Genomic DNA, 13,964 nt, shown 5'->3' on the forward strand with positions numbered 1-13,964 from the left:
CCGCCGCCCCGGCCGACACCAGTCACGCGGCCGTTGCCTGGAAGCAGCAATGCTCGACCGAACTTGTCCAGTCAAGTTTTAACGGTTCCCAATAGATCGCAGAGTCATTACGCGCGTCAAATTATTTATTTACGCTTTCAAAGCAACACTGGAGCTTCGGAAGGAAGCCAAGGGGATAGGCCCGGGTCTTGCATCGACAATGATAAGTTCGCATTGGGCGCATCCATGGGCGGGCGGCGTCCGCGACGCCTCCCGCCCCGAACATCATTCGCCCCGCATCGTCGCCTGGAAGGCCGGCAGGTGCTTTTTCTGTGCTTCCAGCATGCGTTCGCGGTAGACGCCGTAGATGACATCGGTGTCGTGCAGGGTCACGCCCGCGATCGTCGGCGAGGCGAAGACCGGCAGTTCGATGCCGCGCTTGGCGAGCTGCTCGGCGGTACGCGCGACCAGCTCATGCGCCAGGATCATGGCGAGCACCGTCGAAGAGCCGGAGACCGGACGGCTCCAGCCCTCGACCGGCACGATCGCATCCTCGATCGGCGAGCAGGTGTCGATGACGAGATCGGCCGCGTCGGCCAGTCGCTTGCCGGAGGAGTGCGTCGCGGGCTTGTCGAGATTGTTCTTGCTGGTGACCGCAACGACGAAGATGCCGCGCTTCCTGGCATAGAGCGCCGTATCGATGCCGGAAGAGTTGCGGCCGCTGTGGCCGAAGATGATGATGGAGTCACCCTTGTTGAGCGGCTGATGATCCAGGAATTTTTCGGCGTATTTCTCGGTGCGCTCCAGCCACAGCAGCTCACGCACGCCGCCGGCGCCGAGCACATTGTGCCACATCACGCGCGGGTCCGTCAGCGGGTTGAAACCGACATAGCTGCCGTAACGCGGAAACACTTCCTGCACCGGCAGCACCGAATGGCCTGAACCGTAGAGATGGATCAGACCGCCGCCTTCAAGCGAGTCGGCAAAGCGGCTGGCTGCCTGGGCAAAGGCCGCTTCATTGGTTTTCGCTGCCTGGTCGATGAGGGCGGCGAGACGGTGAATGTAGAGGTCGGACACGTGGGTACTCCTGTTAGTGTCTGCTTGGGTGATGATGGATCAGCTTCGCGGATTTGACGGGACGCGCCCGGCGCGCAGCGTCGAGCGTATCTCGTAGCGGTCGCCACGCATGATGGAGACGGTGAACTCGAACGGACCGAGCTCGTCGGTGGCGATACGCTCGACCACGAAAGCCGGACTGCCGATCGGCAGATCGAGCAGCTCGGCATCCGCCGCGCCAACCGCGCCGACGCGATAATTCTCGCGCGCCGCCACCGGCACGATGCCGTAGTGGCGCTCCAGCGCTTCGTACAGCGATCCCTGCAGCAGGCCGGCGTCGAGGAAGCCCGGCACACGTGCGGCTGAGAGCTGCGCCGTCTGGATGCCGATCGGTTCGTTGTTGCCGAGCCGCAGCCGCCGGATGCGCACCACCGGGTCACCCTCCTCAATCTCCAGCGCGCCGGCCGCTGCCGCATTGGCGGTGGTGAGGCTGCAATCGAGCAGGCGCGAGCCGGCAACGACGCCGATATTGCCCATCTCCTGAGTGAAGCTCGTCAGTTCGCGGGTGCCGGCGACGAGCGTGGTGGAGCGCACGAAGGTGCCGCGTCCGTGTTCGCGGCGCAGCAATCCGCTTTCCTCCAGATTGCGCAAAGCGTGGCGCAGCGTGATGCGGCTGACCCCGAACAGCGCGCCCAGCCGGTCTTCGGCCGGGATCTGGTCGCCCGTCGCCCATTCGCCGCTCTTGACGATGGCGCGGATGGCCTCCTCGACCTGATACCAGAGCGGCTCGGGCCTTCTGCGATCCGGCTGCTGAAAACTGGCTTCACTCATCGGATCTGTCTCCACCCGCTTCCGGCCTGCCCGGCCACTGCCGCACCGACCAGGCCTGCGCCAGGGCCGAACGCGCCAGCCTTGAGAGAAATGCCGCGCAGATGCGGCGGCAGTTGGCGCCGCAGCGCGGCAAGCAGCGGCGGTCCGATGACGTCAAGCGCATCGGCAAGGCCGCCGGAAACCAGGATCACCTGGGGGTCGAGCAGCGCGACGGCGCCGGCAAGCGCGGTGCCCAGCCGGCGCGCCGGCAGCTCGAGCAAGGTCTGTGCCGCGAGTTCGCCCGCCTGGGCAGCCGCGATCAGCTGGCGGCCGCTGGCAAGGCCGACCTGACCGGCAAGCGCGTCAAGCGCACGGCCCGATGCAACGCGCTCCAGCCAGCCGCTGCGCTCCTCGCCATGGTCCTTGATGTCGGCGCAGGCCCAGCCGAACGAGCAGGCGCCGCCATGCGTGCCGGCGACGATGCGGTGGTTGGCGAGCACCGCCGAGCCTATGCCCGTGCCGATTGCCAGCAGGATCGCATCCGACATGCCCTTCGCGCTGCCTTCAACGGCTTCCGCCAGCAGGGCGATCTGCGCGTCATTGCCAACGGCGACGCGCAACCGCGGGAACAGCGCCGCGATGTCGACACCGTCGAGCCAAGGGAGATTCGGGATCCAGCGGCAGACCGACCCCTCGACGAGACCTGGCACCGCCAGGCCCAACGCCTTGACCGCGCCAGCCTCGGCGCAAAGCGCCGTGATACGGGCGACGAAGGCATCAAGGCTTGCCGGCGCCGGTTCGCGGCTCGGCCTCTCCAGCGCGCTGACATTGCCGGACTGGACGGCAGCGCGCAGATTGGTGCCGCCGAGATCGATGGCCAGAACCCGCGTCATCGACGCCCTCCGGCAGCCGGCGGCGCGAACAGACCGCTGCCGGCGTTCCAGGAATGCGAGGCCGCCGCGAAGGCCTGCGCATGGCGCGTGCCGCGCAGGCAGCCGCGCAGACGGTAGAGCGCGCTGTAGTAATCGACATAGGGGAAGCTGCTCAGGCCCCGCGCCAACTCGTATTCATTCACCGCCTCGCTCCACGCCTCGAAGCCGTCGCTGACGTCGACCAAATGCTCGGGGCGGAAACCGTCATCGTCCTCCCAGTTCTCGCCGAACAGCAGCAAGCCCGGCGTAAAGGCGGCATGGTCGCGCGCAACGGTCGGCAAGGCGGCGAAGAAGATGCCGGTCTGCGTCAGCTTGGCTGCGGCGCGATGGTCCTTGTGCCAGCTGCCGTGCCAATGGGTTATGACCACTTCCGGCTTCAGCTCGCGAATGACATCGCACAGTTTCAGCGCCGTCTCGTCATCGGAAGGCAGGAACGCATCATGCAGGCCAAGATTGCGCATGGCGACGCCGAGGCGCGCGGCCGCCCTGCCCGCTTCGTCTTCCTTCTGCGCGCAATAATGCTCGGGGATCAGGCACGGATGGCCCTGCTCGCCCATGCTCAGGTGCAGGAACGTCACCGTGGTGCCCCTCAGTACGGCGGCCGCCGCCAGCGGTCCGGCGATCACCTCGGCATCGAAGGCATGCGCGCCGACGACCAGGATGGATTTGGCGGCATAAATCCTGTCCTCGATCATTTCATGCCTCCCCCGGCGCCGACGCCCTCGCGAATCTGGCGGGCGAGCAGACAATACATGATCAGGATCGGCGCCATGGAGATTGCCAGCGAGGCGAACACCAGGCCCCAATCGGTGCGGTACTGGCCGACGAAGACGCTGATGGCCAGCGGCACGGTCTTGTAGCGGTCGTCGAAGATGAAGATCAGCGGGAAGAAGAAGTCGTTCCACACGGCGATCGCCGTGAAGATGGCGACGATCGACACCGCCGGCTTCACCATCGGCAGGATGATCTGGAACAGGATGCGGACCTCGCCGGCGCCGTCCATGCGTGCCGCCTCGTCGAGTTCGGAGGGCAGGACGCGCATGAAATTGGCGAAGATGAAGACGGCGAAGGGAATGCGGATCGCCGAATAGACGAGGATCAGTCCGGTCAGGGAATCCAGCAGGCCGAGATTGCGCATCAGCGTGAACAGCTCGACCGAGGCGAGCCTTATCGGCAGCATGATGCCGGACAGGAACAGGCCGAGCATGATGGCGTTCCAGCCCAGCCGATAGCGGCTGAGCGGATAGGCGGCCATGGCCGAGACGACGATGGTGAGGATGACCGCGCCGGCGGTGACGATCAGGCTGTTGATGAAATTGTGGCCGAGGTCGGCGCGCGTCCAGGCGTTGACGAAATTGTCGAAGGCCCAGCTTGCCGGCAGGCCGAGCCGGTTGTCGTAGATTTCGGCCGTCGACTTGAAGCAGGAGACGACGAGGATGTAGAGCGGCAGCAGCACGGCCGCCGTCCACAGGGCAAGCACCGTCCAGCCGGGCAGCCGCGAAAGCCGGCGCGAGATCACGGGATTGCCTGCCATGGTCAGCGCGCTCATAGCTGCACCGTGCGGCGGTCGAAGAAACGCAGCATCAACAGCGTGCCGACGCTGAGGATGAGGAACAGCATGGTGCCCAACGCCAGCGCTAGGCCGATGTCGGTGATGCCGACGGCGCCCTCCGCGCCGAAGGCCAGCCTGTAGAAATAGGTCACCAGCGTGTCGGTCGAATAGCTCGGATTGCCCTGCACGCCTTGCATCACATAGACGATGTCGAACTGGTTGAAGGTGTTGATGAAGGACAAAGTCGTCAGCGTGCCCAGCGCCGGCATCAGCAAGGGCAGCGCGACGGAGAACAGCATGCGCGCATTGCCGGCGCCGTCGAGTTTCGCCGCCTCGAAGATCTGGCCCGAAATCTGCCGCAGGCCCGCCGTGTAGATCAGCACCGGCAGGCCCATCCAGTTCCAGGCGTCGACGGCGACCAGCATGGCCAGCGCGGTGTGGCTGTTGCCAAGCACGGTCAGGCTGCCCTGATGCAGGCCAAGCCCGTTCAGCGCCCATTCGACCACGCCGCCCGGCGCCAACAGCAGGCGCCACAGCGCACCGACGATGACCGGGCTCAGCACCGCGGGGAAGAAAAAAACCGACTGGAAGAAGGCAGCACCCCTGTCGCGCAGGAACAGCAGCCAGGCAAACAGCAGCCCGATGCCGTTCTGGAAGACCATGATGCCGAAGAACCAGGCGGTGTTGTGCCAGAGGGCGCCGTAGAGCCTGGCACTACTGGGGAAGACGAACAGGCGCGAAAAATTCGACAGGCCGGCGAACTCGGTGATGCGCAGCCCCTTCCAGATGAAGAAGCTGCCCCACAGCGACATCGCCAGGGGATAGAGGACGAACAGGGCGTAGACGGCCAGCGCCGGCAGGATGAAAAGCACGGCCATGCGCTGCTGCGTTCGCTTCAGGCTGCTTTTGCGGCGACGATCGATCATGCGTGGCTTGCCCGGTGGGAGGCCGGCCGCATTGCGGCCCCCCCGGCTCCTTACTGCTTCGGCTTGAACCAGGTGGCGACGGCGGCCTGCATGTCGGCCGCCAGCTTCTCCGGTGCGATGTTGCCTTCGACCATGTCGATGATCTCCGCTTGCAGGACGGAAGAGGCCGTCGGCGACTGCCAGCGGAAGCCGACCAGCGTCAGGTAGGGCGTCGAGTTCTTCGACATCTCCATCATCTCGGCCAATACCGGGTCCTTCACCGTGACATCGGTGCGGGCCGGCGGCCAGCCGAGTTCGTCTGCGAACATCTGCGCGAATTCGGCCGAGGCCATGAAGTCCAGCACCTTGATCGCGGCTTCCTTGTTCGCGCTTTCGGAGACGAGGCCGTAGGAGCCGTCCGAGAAGGCCGAGGTGTAGAGCTTTGCCCCCGCATCGTCGGCCGGGAACGGGAAGATCGAGAATTTCAGCTTCGGGTTCTGCGATTTGAAGCTGCCATTCTCGAACGAACCGCCAAGAAACATCGCGGCCTTGCCACCAATGAACTGCTGGGTGGCGGTGGTGTAGTCGATCCCGGCGAAGCCGTCGGGGAAATAAGGCTTCAGCTCGGCGAAGCGCTTCAGCGCCGCGACATAGCGCGGATCCTCGAAGGTCGCCTTGCCGGTCATCATCTCGTCGTAAAAGCCGGGGCCGTAGACGGTCGGGCCGATGACGCCGACGCCGATCTCCAGCTCCCACGCCGAGCCGTTGGCGCCGCCGGTGGCGATCGGCGTGATGCCGGCCGCCTTCAGCTTGTCGCAGGCGGCGACGAAATCCTTGTAGGTCTTGGGGACCTCGATGCCCTGCGCGGCAAAGATATCCTTGTTGTAGAAGACGCCCATCATCGGCACCGAATAGGGCACGCCGTAGAGCTTGCCGTCGGAGCGCCCACGCGCGCCGCCAAGGGCTGCGTCCGGCATGCTCTTCAGTTCCGGCACGCTCTCGTCGAGCGCGTCGAGATAGCCCGCCTCGACGAAAGGCTGCAATTCGCCATAGGCCTTGAGCTGGGCGATGTCGGGCCCGCGCCCGCCACGCAACGCCGTGCTCAGGCGGTTCTGGTAGTCGGCATCCGGCGTGAACTGGATGTTGACCTTGATGCCTGGGTTCTTGGCCTCGAAGGCATCGAAGATGCGGCGCATCGCGGCTTCGTCCTCGGTGCGCCAGCTCCACAGCGTCACCGTGCTGTCGGCCCGCGCCGGCAGGCTGGTGAACAGGCCAGCGCAGGCGGCAAGGCCGCCGATCAGGCCAAGGGCTGCGCGTCGGTGAATTGAAAGCATGCTCATTGCCAGTCTCCCATTTTTATCTGTCCTTGGCGTCCCACGGCCCTATCGACGCCGCGGAGAGTCATTCCTCAGGAAAGTCATTATAACGACATAGCAGCATCCGCAAGAGGTCTGACACTCCCTCCGGGAACGGCTGGGCTAAGCCAATCAACCATGATTCCTTCATAGCTAACTGTATTTCAACTGTAAATTCCGTATGTGAACGGACAGCAGAGAAATCAGGGACAGCGCCATGCGCAGCTTTTTCGCAATCGGGCCCTTGCGCCAATGCTTCATGTTGTCATAACGTCATCGTGATCGCTAGCCTGAGGGAGGATGAGGATGTCTCTTGCCTGGACTTCGAAACTGGCTCTGGCCGCGAGCCTGGCCATCCTGCCCGCCAGCGGCTGGGCGCAGTCGGTCAACATCTCCTATCTCACCCATTGGTCGCCGGAGACGGTCGCATTGCTGGAAGCGGCGGCCAAGGACTATGCGAAGACAAATCCAGATGTCAGCGTCACCGTGCGCGCCGTTCCCTTCGGCGATCTCCTGACCACGCTGCGCTCCCAGGGCGGCGGCGCGGACGGTCCCACGATCGGCGGCGTCTACGATCTCTGGTTGCCTGAGCTCGCCCGCGACAAGCTCGTCGCGCCCGCCCCCGACCCCGTCGCCGAAGAGGTCAAGGGAGCATGGCCCGCTGGCGTGGTGAGCGCCGCGTCGGTCGGCGGCAAGCTCTACGGCATTCCCAACGAGATCGACGTCTACGCGCTGAACTACAACAAGGCACTGTTCAAGCAGGCCGGCATTACTGCTGCGCCGAAGACCTGGGACGAGTTCAAGGACGCGGCGAAGAAGCTGACCAACAAGGATGCCGGCCAGCAGGGTTTCGGCATGATCAATTCCTGGGCGGCGGGCGTCGTCCACCCCTTCGCCTCGCTGCTGGTCTCCAATGGCGGCGACCTGGTCAAAGACGGCAAGCCGGCGCTGGACACTCCGCAGGCCGCGCAGACCTTCCAGCTCTATGAGGATCTCATCAAATCGGGCGCCAGCGTGCCGGCCATGGCGACGGCAGACGCCAACACCACCGGCCCCTTCCTCGACAATTTCGTCTCCGGCAAGACCGGCATGATCATCATGGCCAATTGGTGGGAAAGCGCGCTGAAGGCAGGCATGGGCGACAGGTTCGCGGATATCGCCACCGCACCAATCCCCGTCGGCCCGAGCGGCGACAAGCCGCATTCGATCTCCTATTCCTGGATGACCGTGGTCAACGGCAATGCCGGCGAGGCCGAGCAGAAGGCCGCATGGGAATTCCTGGCCTGGCTCAACAATCCGAGATCCGGCAAGAACGGCGCCTCGGCGATGTCCGACATCTTGATGTCGATGGGCATCCTGCCCTCGCGCTCCTCCGATATCGAGGCCCACAAGGACAAGCTCGGCTCGGAATTCCTGTCGGGCTATGTCAGCGTGCTGGCCGACGCCAAGCCCTTCCCGGTCGTGCCGGGCGGACAGGAGTTCTCGGAATCCCTGCAGCAGACGCTGGAGGCGTTGCAGTACGGCCAGGTCTCGGCCAAGGATGCGCAGGCGACGGCGCAAGCGGACGCCGCCTCGATCCTGGAGCGCGCCGCCAAGTAGACCGAACCATGATCAACAGGTACCGTGCCTCGGCGGGCATCATGCTGGCGCCCGCCGTGACGCTGATCGGCATCTTCATCCTGTTGCCGATGCTGCTCACCGTCTGGCTATCCTTCCAGGACTGGTCGACGCAGACGCCTTTTTCCAATGCGGCCTTCATTGGCTTCGACAATTTTCGCGAGATTTTCGGCGCCTCATCGGTCGGACGCGACTTCAAGGGCGCGTTGATCAACACCTCCATCTACACCGCGCTTTCCGTCATCCTCATCCTGCCGCTCTCGGTCGCCTTCGGGCTGATGGTCCACCAGCACGATGTTGGCGGCGGCACGGCGCTGCGGACCGTGCTGTTTTCCACCTATGTGGTACCGATGATCGCGGTGGCGCTGGTGTGGTCGAAACTCTATTCGCCTGGTGAAGGGCCGCTGAACCAGATGCTCGGCCTGATCGGCGTCGGCCCGCAGCCCTTTCTGTCGTCCCCGCGCTCGGCGCTGATCTCGATCGTCCTGCTCAATGTGTGGCAGCAGGTCGGCTATTTCACGGTGCTGGCTATTGCGGGGCTGACCCAGATTTCCGGCAGCCTCTACGAGGCGGCAAAACTCGACGGCGCCAACCGGTTCGAGCAGTTCCGCTTCATCACCTTGCCGTTGCTGCGGCGCACACTCCTGTTCAGCGCGGTGATCGCCATCATCAACGCCGTGCAGGTGTTCGAGCCGGTGGCGCTGATCACGCAGGGCGGGCCGGTCGGCTCGACCAATGTCTTGACCTATCACATACGCCGCGTCGGCATCGAGCGCGCGCAGGGCGGACTGGGTTCGGCCATGGCCGTCATGCTGATGCTGTCGCTGATCGTCGTGGTCTGCGCTCTGTTCGCCTTTGCCAACCGGAAGGATCAGGAATGAGCGCGGGATCGTCGAGCCGGTTGCCGCGCAGACGCCCCGCCGGCCGCAAGGCGCTGCTGGCCACGCTCATGCTGCTCGTGGCCGTGGCGTCGGCCTTTCCGCTGGTTTGGATGGTTCTGTCCAGTCTCAAGACTCCGGCCGAGAGCATGCAGGTGCCGCCGGTGTGGATCCCGCACACGCCGAGCCTCGACGCCTATGAGAAAGTTTCGGGCGTGGTCAATGTCGGCCGTTCTATGTGGAATTCCCTGGTCATCGCCTCGATCACCACAGCCGGTATCCTCATCACCAGCATGATGGCCGGCTACGCCTTCGCCAAATACCACTTCCCCGGCCGCTCGCTTTTGTTCTCGGTGCTGATCGCGACCATGTTCCTGCCGCCGATCGTGACGCTGATCCCGCTCTATCGCCTCGTCGGCTCGATCGGCCTCAATGCCAGCCTCGCCGGCATCATCGTGCCCAACCTCGCCAATGCCTTCGGTATCTTCCTGATGCGCCAGTTCATTGCAAGCGTGCCTGACGATCTGATCGACGCTGCGCGCATGGACGGCGCCTCCGAACTGCTGATCCTGTTCAAGATCGTGGCGCCCAGCGTGGCGCCGGCGATCGCAGCATTGGCGCTGTTTGCCTTCGTCTATCACTGGAACAGCTATCTGTGGCCGCTGACCGTGCTACAAGGCAACGCCGACGCCTATCCGATCGTCATCAGCCTCAGCCGGCTGTTGAGTTACAACAGAGGCGCCGTCAACACCGGGTTGGTGATGGCCGGCGCGACGCTTGCCGTGCTGCCGCCGCTCATCCTCTTCGTCCTGCTGCAGCGCTTTTTCGTCGATTCCATCGTCGGCTCGGCGATCAAGGGGTAGCCGCGCTCAAAGGTTTCTGCCCCGGAGGAGGCGACGCGACAAAATCGCGGATCAGCGCGACCACCGCCTCCGGCTGTTCGATGCAGGGAATATGGCCGGCATTAGGAATGATTTCGAAGCGGGCGCCGGGGATCAGCGCTGCCAGCGAGCGGACGAGATCGGGCGGTGTCGAGCCGTCCTGGTCGCCGACCATGCAAAGTGTCGGCACCGCGATACGCCGCGCGGCCTCGGTGAGGTCGGCGTCGCGGACCGCCATGCATGTCCCGATGTAACCCGGCAGCGCCTGCCTAGTCAGCATATTGCGGCAACCGGCAAGGTCGGCCGCACGCGCGGCATGGAAGCCGGGCGTGAACCATGCTTCCATCACACCGTCGGCTATCGCCTCGATCCCGTCGCGCTCGACGGTGGCGATACGCTTATTCCAGCTCTCGTCCGTGCCGATCTTGTGCGCCGTGTCGGACAGGATCAGAGCCTCAACGCAGCTGGGATGACGGGTATAGAGCCGCTGCGCGATCAAGCCACCGACCGACAGGCCGAACAGCACGACCCTGCCGAGATCGAAATGATCGATGAGGCCCAGGAGATCGTCGACATGATCATCGATCGACCGGATGCCGCTGCCGATATCGGAAAGTCCGTGGCCGCGCTTGTCGTAGACCAGCAGAGGCATGTCACCGCTTAATTGCGAGATGACATCGTCCCAGATGCGCAAATCGGTACCCAGCGAATTGATGAAGATCACCGGCCGCGCGGTGCCAGTCGACTCGATGTAACGATGGTGCAGCGCAAGGCCGCCAATGGTGACGAACGGCACGATTTCGACCCTCCCGGCTCTCACAGTGCATGAGGCATCTGGTTGGGTAAAATGATATTTTGAGGCATCGTTGTAGGACATCGGCCGTTCTGGCACACCGGTCTTGCGCGAACCACAATGACGGACGACCAATGACAGACCGCCGCAACGTCCTTTTCATCATGTGCGACCAGCTGCGCTTCGACTATTTGAGCTGCGCCGGACACCAGACCCTGCACACGCCGAACATCGACCGGCTGGCCAGCCGGGGGGTGCGCTTCACCAACGCCTATGTACAATCGACCGTGTGCGGGCCATCGCGAATGAGCGCCTATACAGGCCGCTATGTCCGGTCGCATGGATCGACGCATAACGGCGTGCCGCTCAGGGTCGGCGAGCCTACGCTCGGCGAGCATCTGCGCGAGATCGGCGTGCGCTGCGCGCTGATCGGCAAGACGCATATGAGGGCCGACGAGGAAGGCATGGAGCGCCTCGGCATCGACAAGGCGTCCATCATCGGCGTGCGCGTCGCCGAATGCGGCTTCGAACCGTTCGAGCGCGACGACGGGTTGCATCCGTCGTCTGCCTACGATCCCGACCCGGCCTACGACCAATATCTGCGCGAGCACGGCTTCGACGCCGCCAATCCGTGGGAGCACTGGGCCAATTCCGGCGAAGGCGAGGATGGCGAAAATTTCAACGGCTGGCTGCTCGTCCATGCCGACAAGCCGGCGCGCATTCCCGAGGAGCATTCGGAAACACCCTACATGACGCGCCGCGCCATGCGTTTCATCGAGGAGGCCGAGGCAAAGGGCGAAGCCTGGTGCGCGCATCTCTCCTACATCAAGCCGCACTGGCCCTACATCGTGCCGGCGCCTTATCACGACATGTACGGCAAGGCCGACATAAAGCCGGTCGTGCGCAGCGAAGCAGAACGCGTCTCGCCCCACCCGATCTTCGAAGCCTTCCAGCAGGAGCGCTATTCCAGGAACTTCTCCCGCGACGAGGTCCGCGAAACGGTCGTTCCCTGCTATATGGGCTTGATCAGACAGATCGACGATCAGTTGGGCGGATTGTTCGGGTTCATGGAGGAGCGCGGCCTGTTCGACAACACGATGATCGTGTTCACCTCCGACCACGGCGATTATCTCGGCGACCATTGGCTGGGCGAAAAATACCTGTTCCACGATGTCGCGGCCAAGGTGCCGATGATCGTCTACGATCCGCGCCGGCAGGCCGACGCGACGCGCGGCACGACGTCCGATGCGCTGGTCGAGATGATCGACCTCGCGCCCACCTTCCTCGACTTCTTCGGCGGCAAGGCGAAGCCGCACGTTCTCGAGGGCCGGTCGCTGGCGCCGCTGCTGGCCGGCCAGGACGTGAACTGGCGGCGCCACGCGGTGAGCGAGTACGACTATGGCGGCGATGCCGCGCGGCTGAAGCTCGTTATGCCGGTCGCCGACTGCAAGCTCTACATGATCACCGACGGCCGCTTCAAACTGGTCCATGGCGAGGGCCTGGCGCCGATGTTCTTCGATCTGAACGGCGATCCGGACGAATTGCGCGACCTCGGCACCGAAGCATCGGCGGCGGCCGACATCGAACGACTGCGGCAGGCGCTGTTCCGCTGGCTGGCGCTGCCCAACAACCGCATCACCGCCGCCGAGGAATGGCTGACGGGAAACGACGACAAGATGCGGCACTTCGATCCGTTGATCGAGCCCGGCGTGCTGATCGGCTACTGGGACGAGGCCGAGCTCGCCGAACAGCGCGAAAGACGCAGGCGCTGGCTGTCACGCAGGTCGGGAGAATGAAACCCGCAGCCATTGTTGTGGACGGCATGTTTTCAGAGCGCAGTGCCGGAGCGGGTTGCGAGCAGTCCGGCATCGAGCGATCGGTGCCGGACTGCCTGATGTGGCGGCCTATTGGAGCTTCGCCTGCAGGGCGTTGACGTCGTCCGTGGTCATTTCACCGTCGGTCGTTACCTTGCCGTCGACGATCTTCCACAGGCGGAACGGACCGGTGATGTCGCCATATTTGTCGAAGGCGACCGGGCCGATTACACCTTCGTAGCGGATCGGCTTGCCGTCCTTGATCAATCCGAGCGCCTTGGCGAATTCTTCCTTGCCAGCAAAGATCGGCGCGCCGGCCGGATCGACCGCCTTGTACATGGCGTCCTTGATCTTGGCCGGATCCTCTGAGCCGGCGATGGCGATTGCCAGGCCGACGATGGCGCCGGCATCATAGGAACGGTCGGCCGCGGGATTGGACGGTTCGATGCCCGAAAACGCCTTGTAGTTCTTGGTGAAGTAGTCGGTGGAGGCGGTCGGGCTGGTGCCGGACGAGGTGCCATAGGCCTCCTTGAGATAGTCGGCGCCGACGGACTCGATGAAGTCCGGGCTGTTCATGCCGTCATTGAGCAGGAATTTCTGCACGCCCCCTTGCGAAATCCAGGTGCGGGCGACGGTGGCGCCGTCAACCGGCGTGCTGACGAGATAAAGCCCGTCAGGCTCGCCGGCCATGGCCGCCGTGACTTCCGAGGCATAGCTCGACTGCTTCTCATTGTAGGGCGTGTCGGAGACGACGGTGCCGCCGAGCGCTTTGTAGGCGCGGGAGAATTCGGCCACCATGTTGACCCCGAAATCATTGTTGACATGGATGATCGACAGCTTCTTGAAGCCCTTGTCGATGGCGTATTTCGCGGCGGCCACGCCTTGCAGCGCATCGGAGGTGATGGTGCGGAAGAAGATGCCGTTGGTCTTGCCGTCGCGCCCGAGTGCGGTCAGCGTCGGCGAGGACGAAGCCGGCGAGACCTGCACGATCTTGGCCGGTGCGGTGACCGAGGTCAGGATCGGGATCGACACAGAGGAGATGATGCCGCCGATGATCACCGGCACCTTCTTGACCTGAACCAACTGGGTCGCCGCATCGACGGCGATGTTGCCCTGGCTCTGGCTGTCGCGCGTGTCGGTCACCAGATCGCAGCCGCGAACGCCGCCAGCGTCGTTGATGTCGCGGAAGGCCATCTCGACCGATTTCGCGCCGGCCTGGCCGTATTCACCGGCCGGTCCGGTCAATTCCATGACGAGGCCGACCGTGATCTTGCAGTCGGCGGCATGGGCCGCGCCGGCAATCATCACGAGAGCGAGCGCGGTGGTGAGTTGGAGTATCGTCTTTCTCATTGTTGTTCCCCTTGAGCTACACGAATTGAGTTACACGAACCA

13 protein-coding genes are annotated in these 13,964 nt (G+C 64.1%); 4 read left to right on the top strand and 9 right to left on the bottom strand.

The features are described 5' to 3' along the window. Window positions 1–264 precede the first annotated feature (264 nt). From LB541_RS02610 to LB541_RS02640, 7 genes are read right to left on the bottom strand one after another with little or no spacing between them, the layout of a single operon-like run. Window positions 265–1,056: a sugar isomerase domain-containing protein gene (locus LB541_RS02610; RefSeq protein WP_140514582.1), complete on the bottom strand. Its 792-nt coding sequence runs from the start codon at window positions 1,054–1,056 to the stop codon at window positions 265–267. Between the two features lie 39 nt (window positions 1,057–1,095). Further along, window positions 1,096–1,866, bottom strand: coding sequence for a GntR family transcriptional regulator (locus tag LB541_RS02615; RefSeq protein WP_224617762.1), 771 nt, complete (start codon window positions 1,864–1,866; stop codon window positions 1,096–1,098). Next, the gene (locus LB541_RS02620; protein WP_140520923.1) at window positions 1,863–2,738 is read right to left on the bottom strand and encodes an ROK family protein; all 876 of its coding nucleotides are present in this window, start codon (window positions 2,736–2,738) and stop codon (window positions 1,863–1,865) included. Before LB541_RS02620 ends, LB541_RS02615 begins: the two co-directional genes overlap by 4 nt. Further along, window positions 2,735–3,472, bottom strand: coding sequence for a PIG-L deacetylase family protein (locus LB541_RS02625; RefSeq protein WP_140629063.1), 738 nt, complete (start codon window positions 3,470–3,472; stop codon window positions 2,735–2,737). The genes LB541_RS02620 and LB541_RS02625 overlap by 4 nt, the downstream gene beginning before the upstream one ends. Then, window positions 3,469–4,326, bottom strand: a complete 858-nt coding sequence (locus LB541_RS02630; RefSeq protein ID WP_140520924.1) for a carbohydrate ABC transporter permease — start codon at window positions 4,324–4,326, stop codon at window positions 3,469–3,471. Before LB541_RS02630 ends, LB541_RS02625 begins: the two co-directional genes overlap by 4 nt. Continuing rightward, on the bottom strand, window positions 4,323–5,255 hold the full coding sequence (locus tag LB541_RS02635) for a carbohydrate ABC transporter permease (RefSeq protein ID WP_140514575.1): 933 nt from the start codon (window positions 5,253–5,255) through the stop codon (window positions 4,323–4,325). The genes LB541_RS02630 and LB541_RS02635 overlap by 4 nt, the downstream gene beginning before the upstream one ends. A 50-nt stretch (window positions 5,256–5,305) precedes the next feature. Further along, complete coding sequence (locus tag LB541_RS02640) at window positions 5,306–6,574, bottom strand: extracellular solute-binding protein (protein ID WP_140514572.1); 1,269 nt, start codon at window positions 6,572–6,574, stop codon at window positions 5,306–5,308. Between the two features lie 321 nt (window positions 6,575–6,895). Here LB541_RS02640 and LB541_RS02645 point away from each other — a divergent pair, with 321 nt between their 5' ends. From LB541_RS02645 to LB541_RS02655, 3 genes are read left to right on the top strand one after another with little or no spacing between them, the layout of a single operon-like run. Beyond that, on the top strand, window positions 6,896–8,188 hold the full coding sequence (locus LB541_RS02645) for an ABC transporter substrate-binding protein (protein WP_140629060.1): 1,293 nt from the start codon (window positions 6,896–6,898) through the stop codon (window positions 8,186–8,188). 8 nt (window positions 8,189–8,196) lie between these two features. Further along, the gene (locus LB541_RS02650) at window positions 8,197–9,087 is read left to right on the top strand and encodes a carbohydrate ABC transporter permease (protein WP_140555552.1); all 891 of its coding nucleotides are present in this window, start codon (window positions 8,197–8,199) and stop codon (window positions 9,085–9,087) included. Then, window positions 9,084–9,947 (top strand): carbohydrate ABC transporter permease, encoded by an 864-nt coding sequence (locus LB541_RS02655; protein ID WP_140583863.1) that lies wholly within the window; start codon window positions 9,084–9,086, stop codon window positions 9,945–9,947. Before LB541_RS02650 ends, LB541_RS02655 begins: the two co-directional genes overlap by 4 nt. Here LB541_RS02655 and pcaD read toward each other — a convergent pair. After that, entirely contained in the window at window positions 9,937–10,761 is an 825-nt protein-coding gene (pcaD, locus tag LB541_RS02660; RefSeq protein ID WP_140629058.1) for a 3-oxoadipate enol-lactonase, read from the bottom strand. The two genes, LB541_RS02655 and pcaD, sit on opposite strands and share 11 nt — an antisense overlap. A 131-nt stretch (window positions 10,762–10,892) precedes the next feature. Here pcaD and LB541_RS02665 point away from each other — a divergent pair, with 131 nt between their 5' ends. Next, complete coding sequence (locus tag LB541_RS02665; RefSeq protein ID WP_140629055.1) at window positions 10,893–12,554, top strand: alkaline phosphatase family protein; 1,662 nt, start codon at window positions 10,893–10,895, stop codon at window positions 12,552–12,554. Between the two features lie 108 nt (window positions 12,555–12,662). Here the strand turns inward: LB541_RS02665 and LB541_RS02670 are convergent, their stop codons facing one another. Next, complete coding sequence (locus tag LB541_RS02670; protein WP_140623694.1) at window positions 12,663–13,922, bottom strand: ABC transporter substrate-binding protein; 1,260 nt, start codon at window positions 13,920–13,922, stop codon at window positions 12,663–12,665. Between the last annotated feature and the right edge of the window lie 42 nt (window positions 13,923–13,964).

The organism is Mesorhizobium sp. BR1-1-15 (assembly GCF_020165475.1).
Lineage (GTDB): Bacteria > Pseudomonadota > Alphaproteobacteria > Rhizobiales > Rhizobiaceae > Mesorhizobium.

Bases quoted from the DNA above. Each gene is read 5' to 3' on its own strand.
- LB541_RS02630 (WP_140520924.1), bottom strand. From the start codon at position 4,326: ATGAGCGCGCTGACCATGGCAGGCAATCCCGTGATCTCGCGCCGGCTT.
- LB541_RS02625 (WP_140629063.1), bottom strand. From the start codon at position 3,472: ATGATCGAGGACAGGATTTATGCCGCCAAATCCATCCTGGTCGTCGGC.
- LB541_RS02635 (WP_140514575.1), bottom strand. From the start codon at position 5,255: ATGATCGATCGTCGCCGCAAAAGCAGCCTGAAGCGAACGCAGCAGCGC.
- LB541_RS02650 (WP_140555552.1), top strand. From the start codon at position 8,197: ATGATCAACAGGTACCGTGCCTCGGCGGGCATCATGCTGGCGCCCGCC.
- LB541_RS02620 (WP_140520923.1), bottom strand. From the start codon at position 2,738: ATGACGCGGGTTCTGGCCATCGATCTCGGCGGCACCAATCTGCGCGCT.
- LB541_RS02655 (WP_140583863.1), top strand. From the start codon at position 9,084: ATGAGCGCGGGATCGTCGAGCCGGTTGCCGCGCAGACGCCCCGCCGGC.
- LB541_RS02665 (WP_140629055.1), top strand. From the start codon at position 10,893: ATGACAGACCGCCGCAACGTCCTTTTCATCATGTGCGACCAGCTGCGC.
- LB541_RS02645 (WP_140629060.1), top strand. From the start codon at position 6,896: ATGTCTCTTGCCTGGACTTCGAAACTGGCTCTGGCCGCGAGCCTGGCC.
- LB541_RS02640 (WP_140514572.1), bottom strand. From the start codon at position 6,574: ATGAGCATGCTTTCAATTCACCGACGCGCAGCCCTTGGCCTGATCGGC.
- LB541_RS02670 (WP_140623694.1), bottom strand. From the start codon at position 13,922: ATGAGAAAGACGATACTCCAACTCACCACCGCGCTCGCTCTCGTGATG.
- LB541_RS02615 (WP_224617762.1), bottom strand. From the start codon at position 1,866: ATGAGTGAAGCCAGTTTTCAGCAGCCGGATCGCAGAAGGCCCGAGCCG.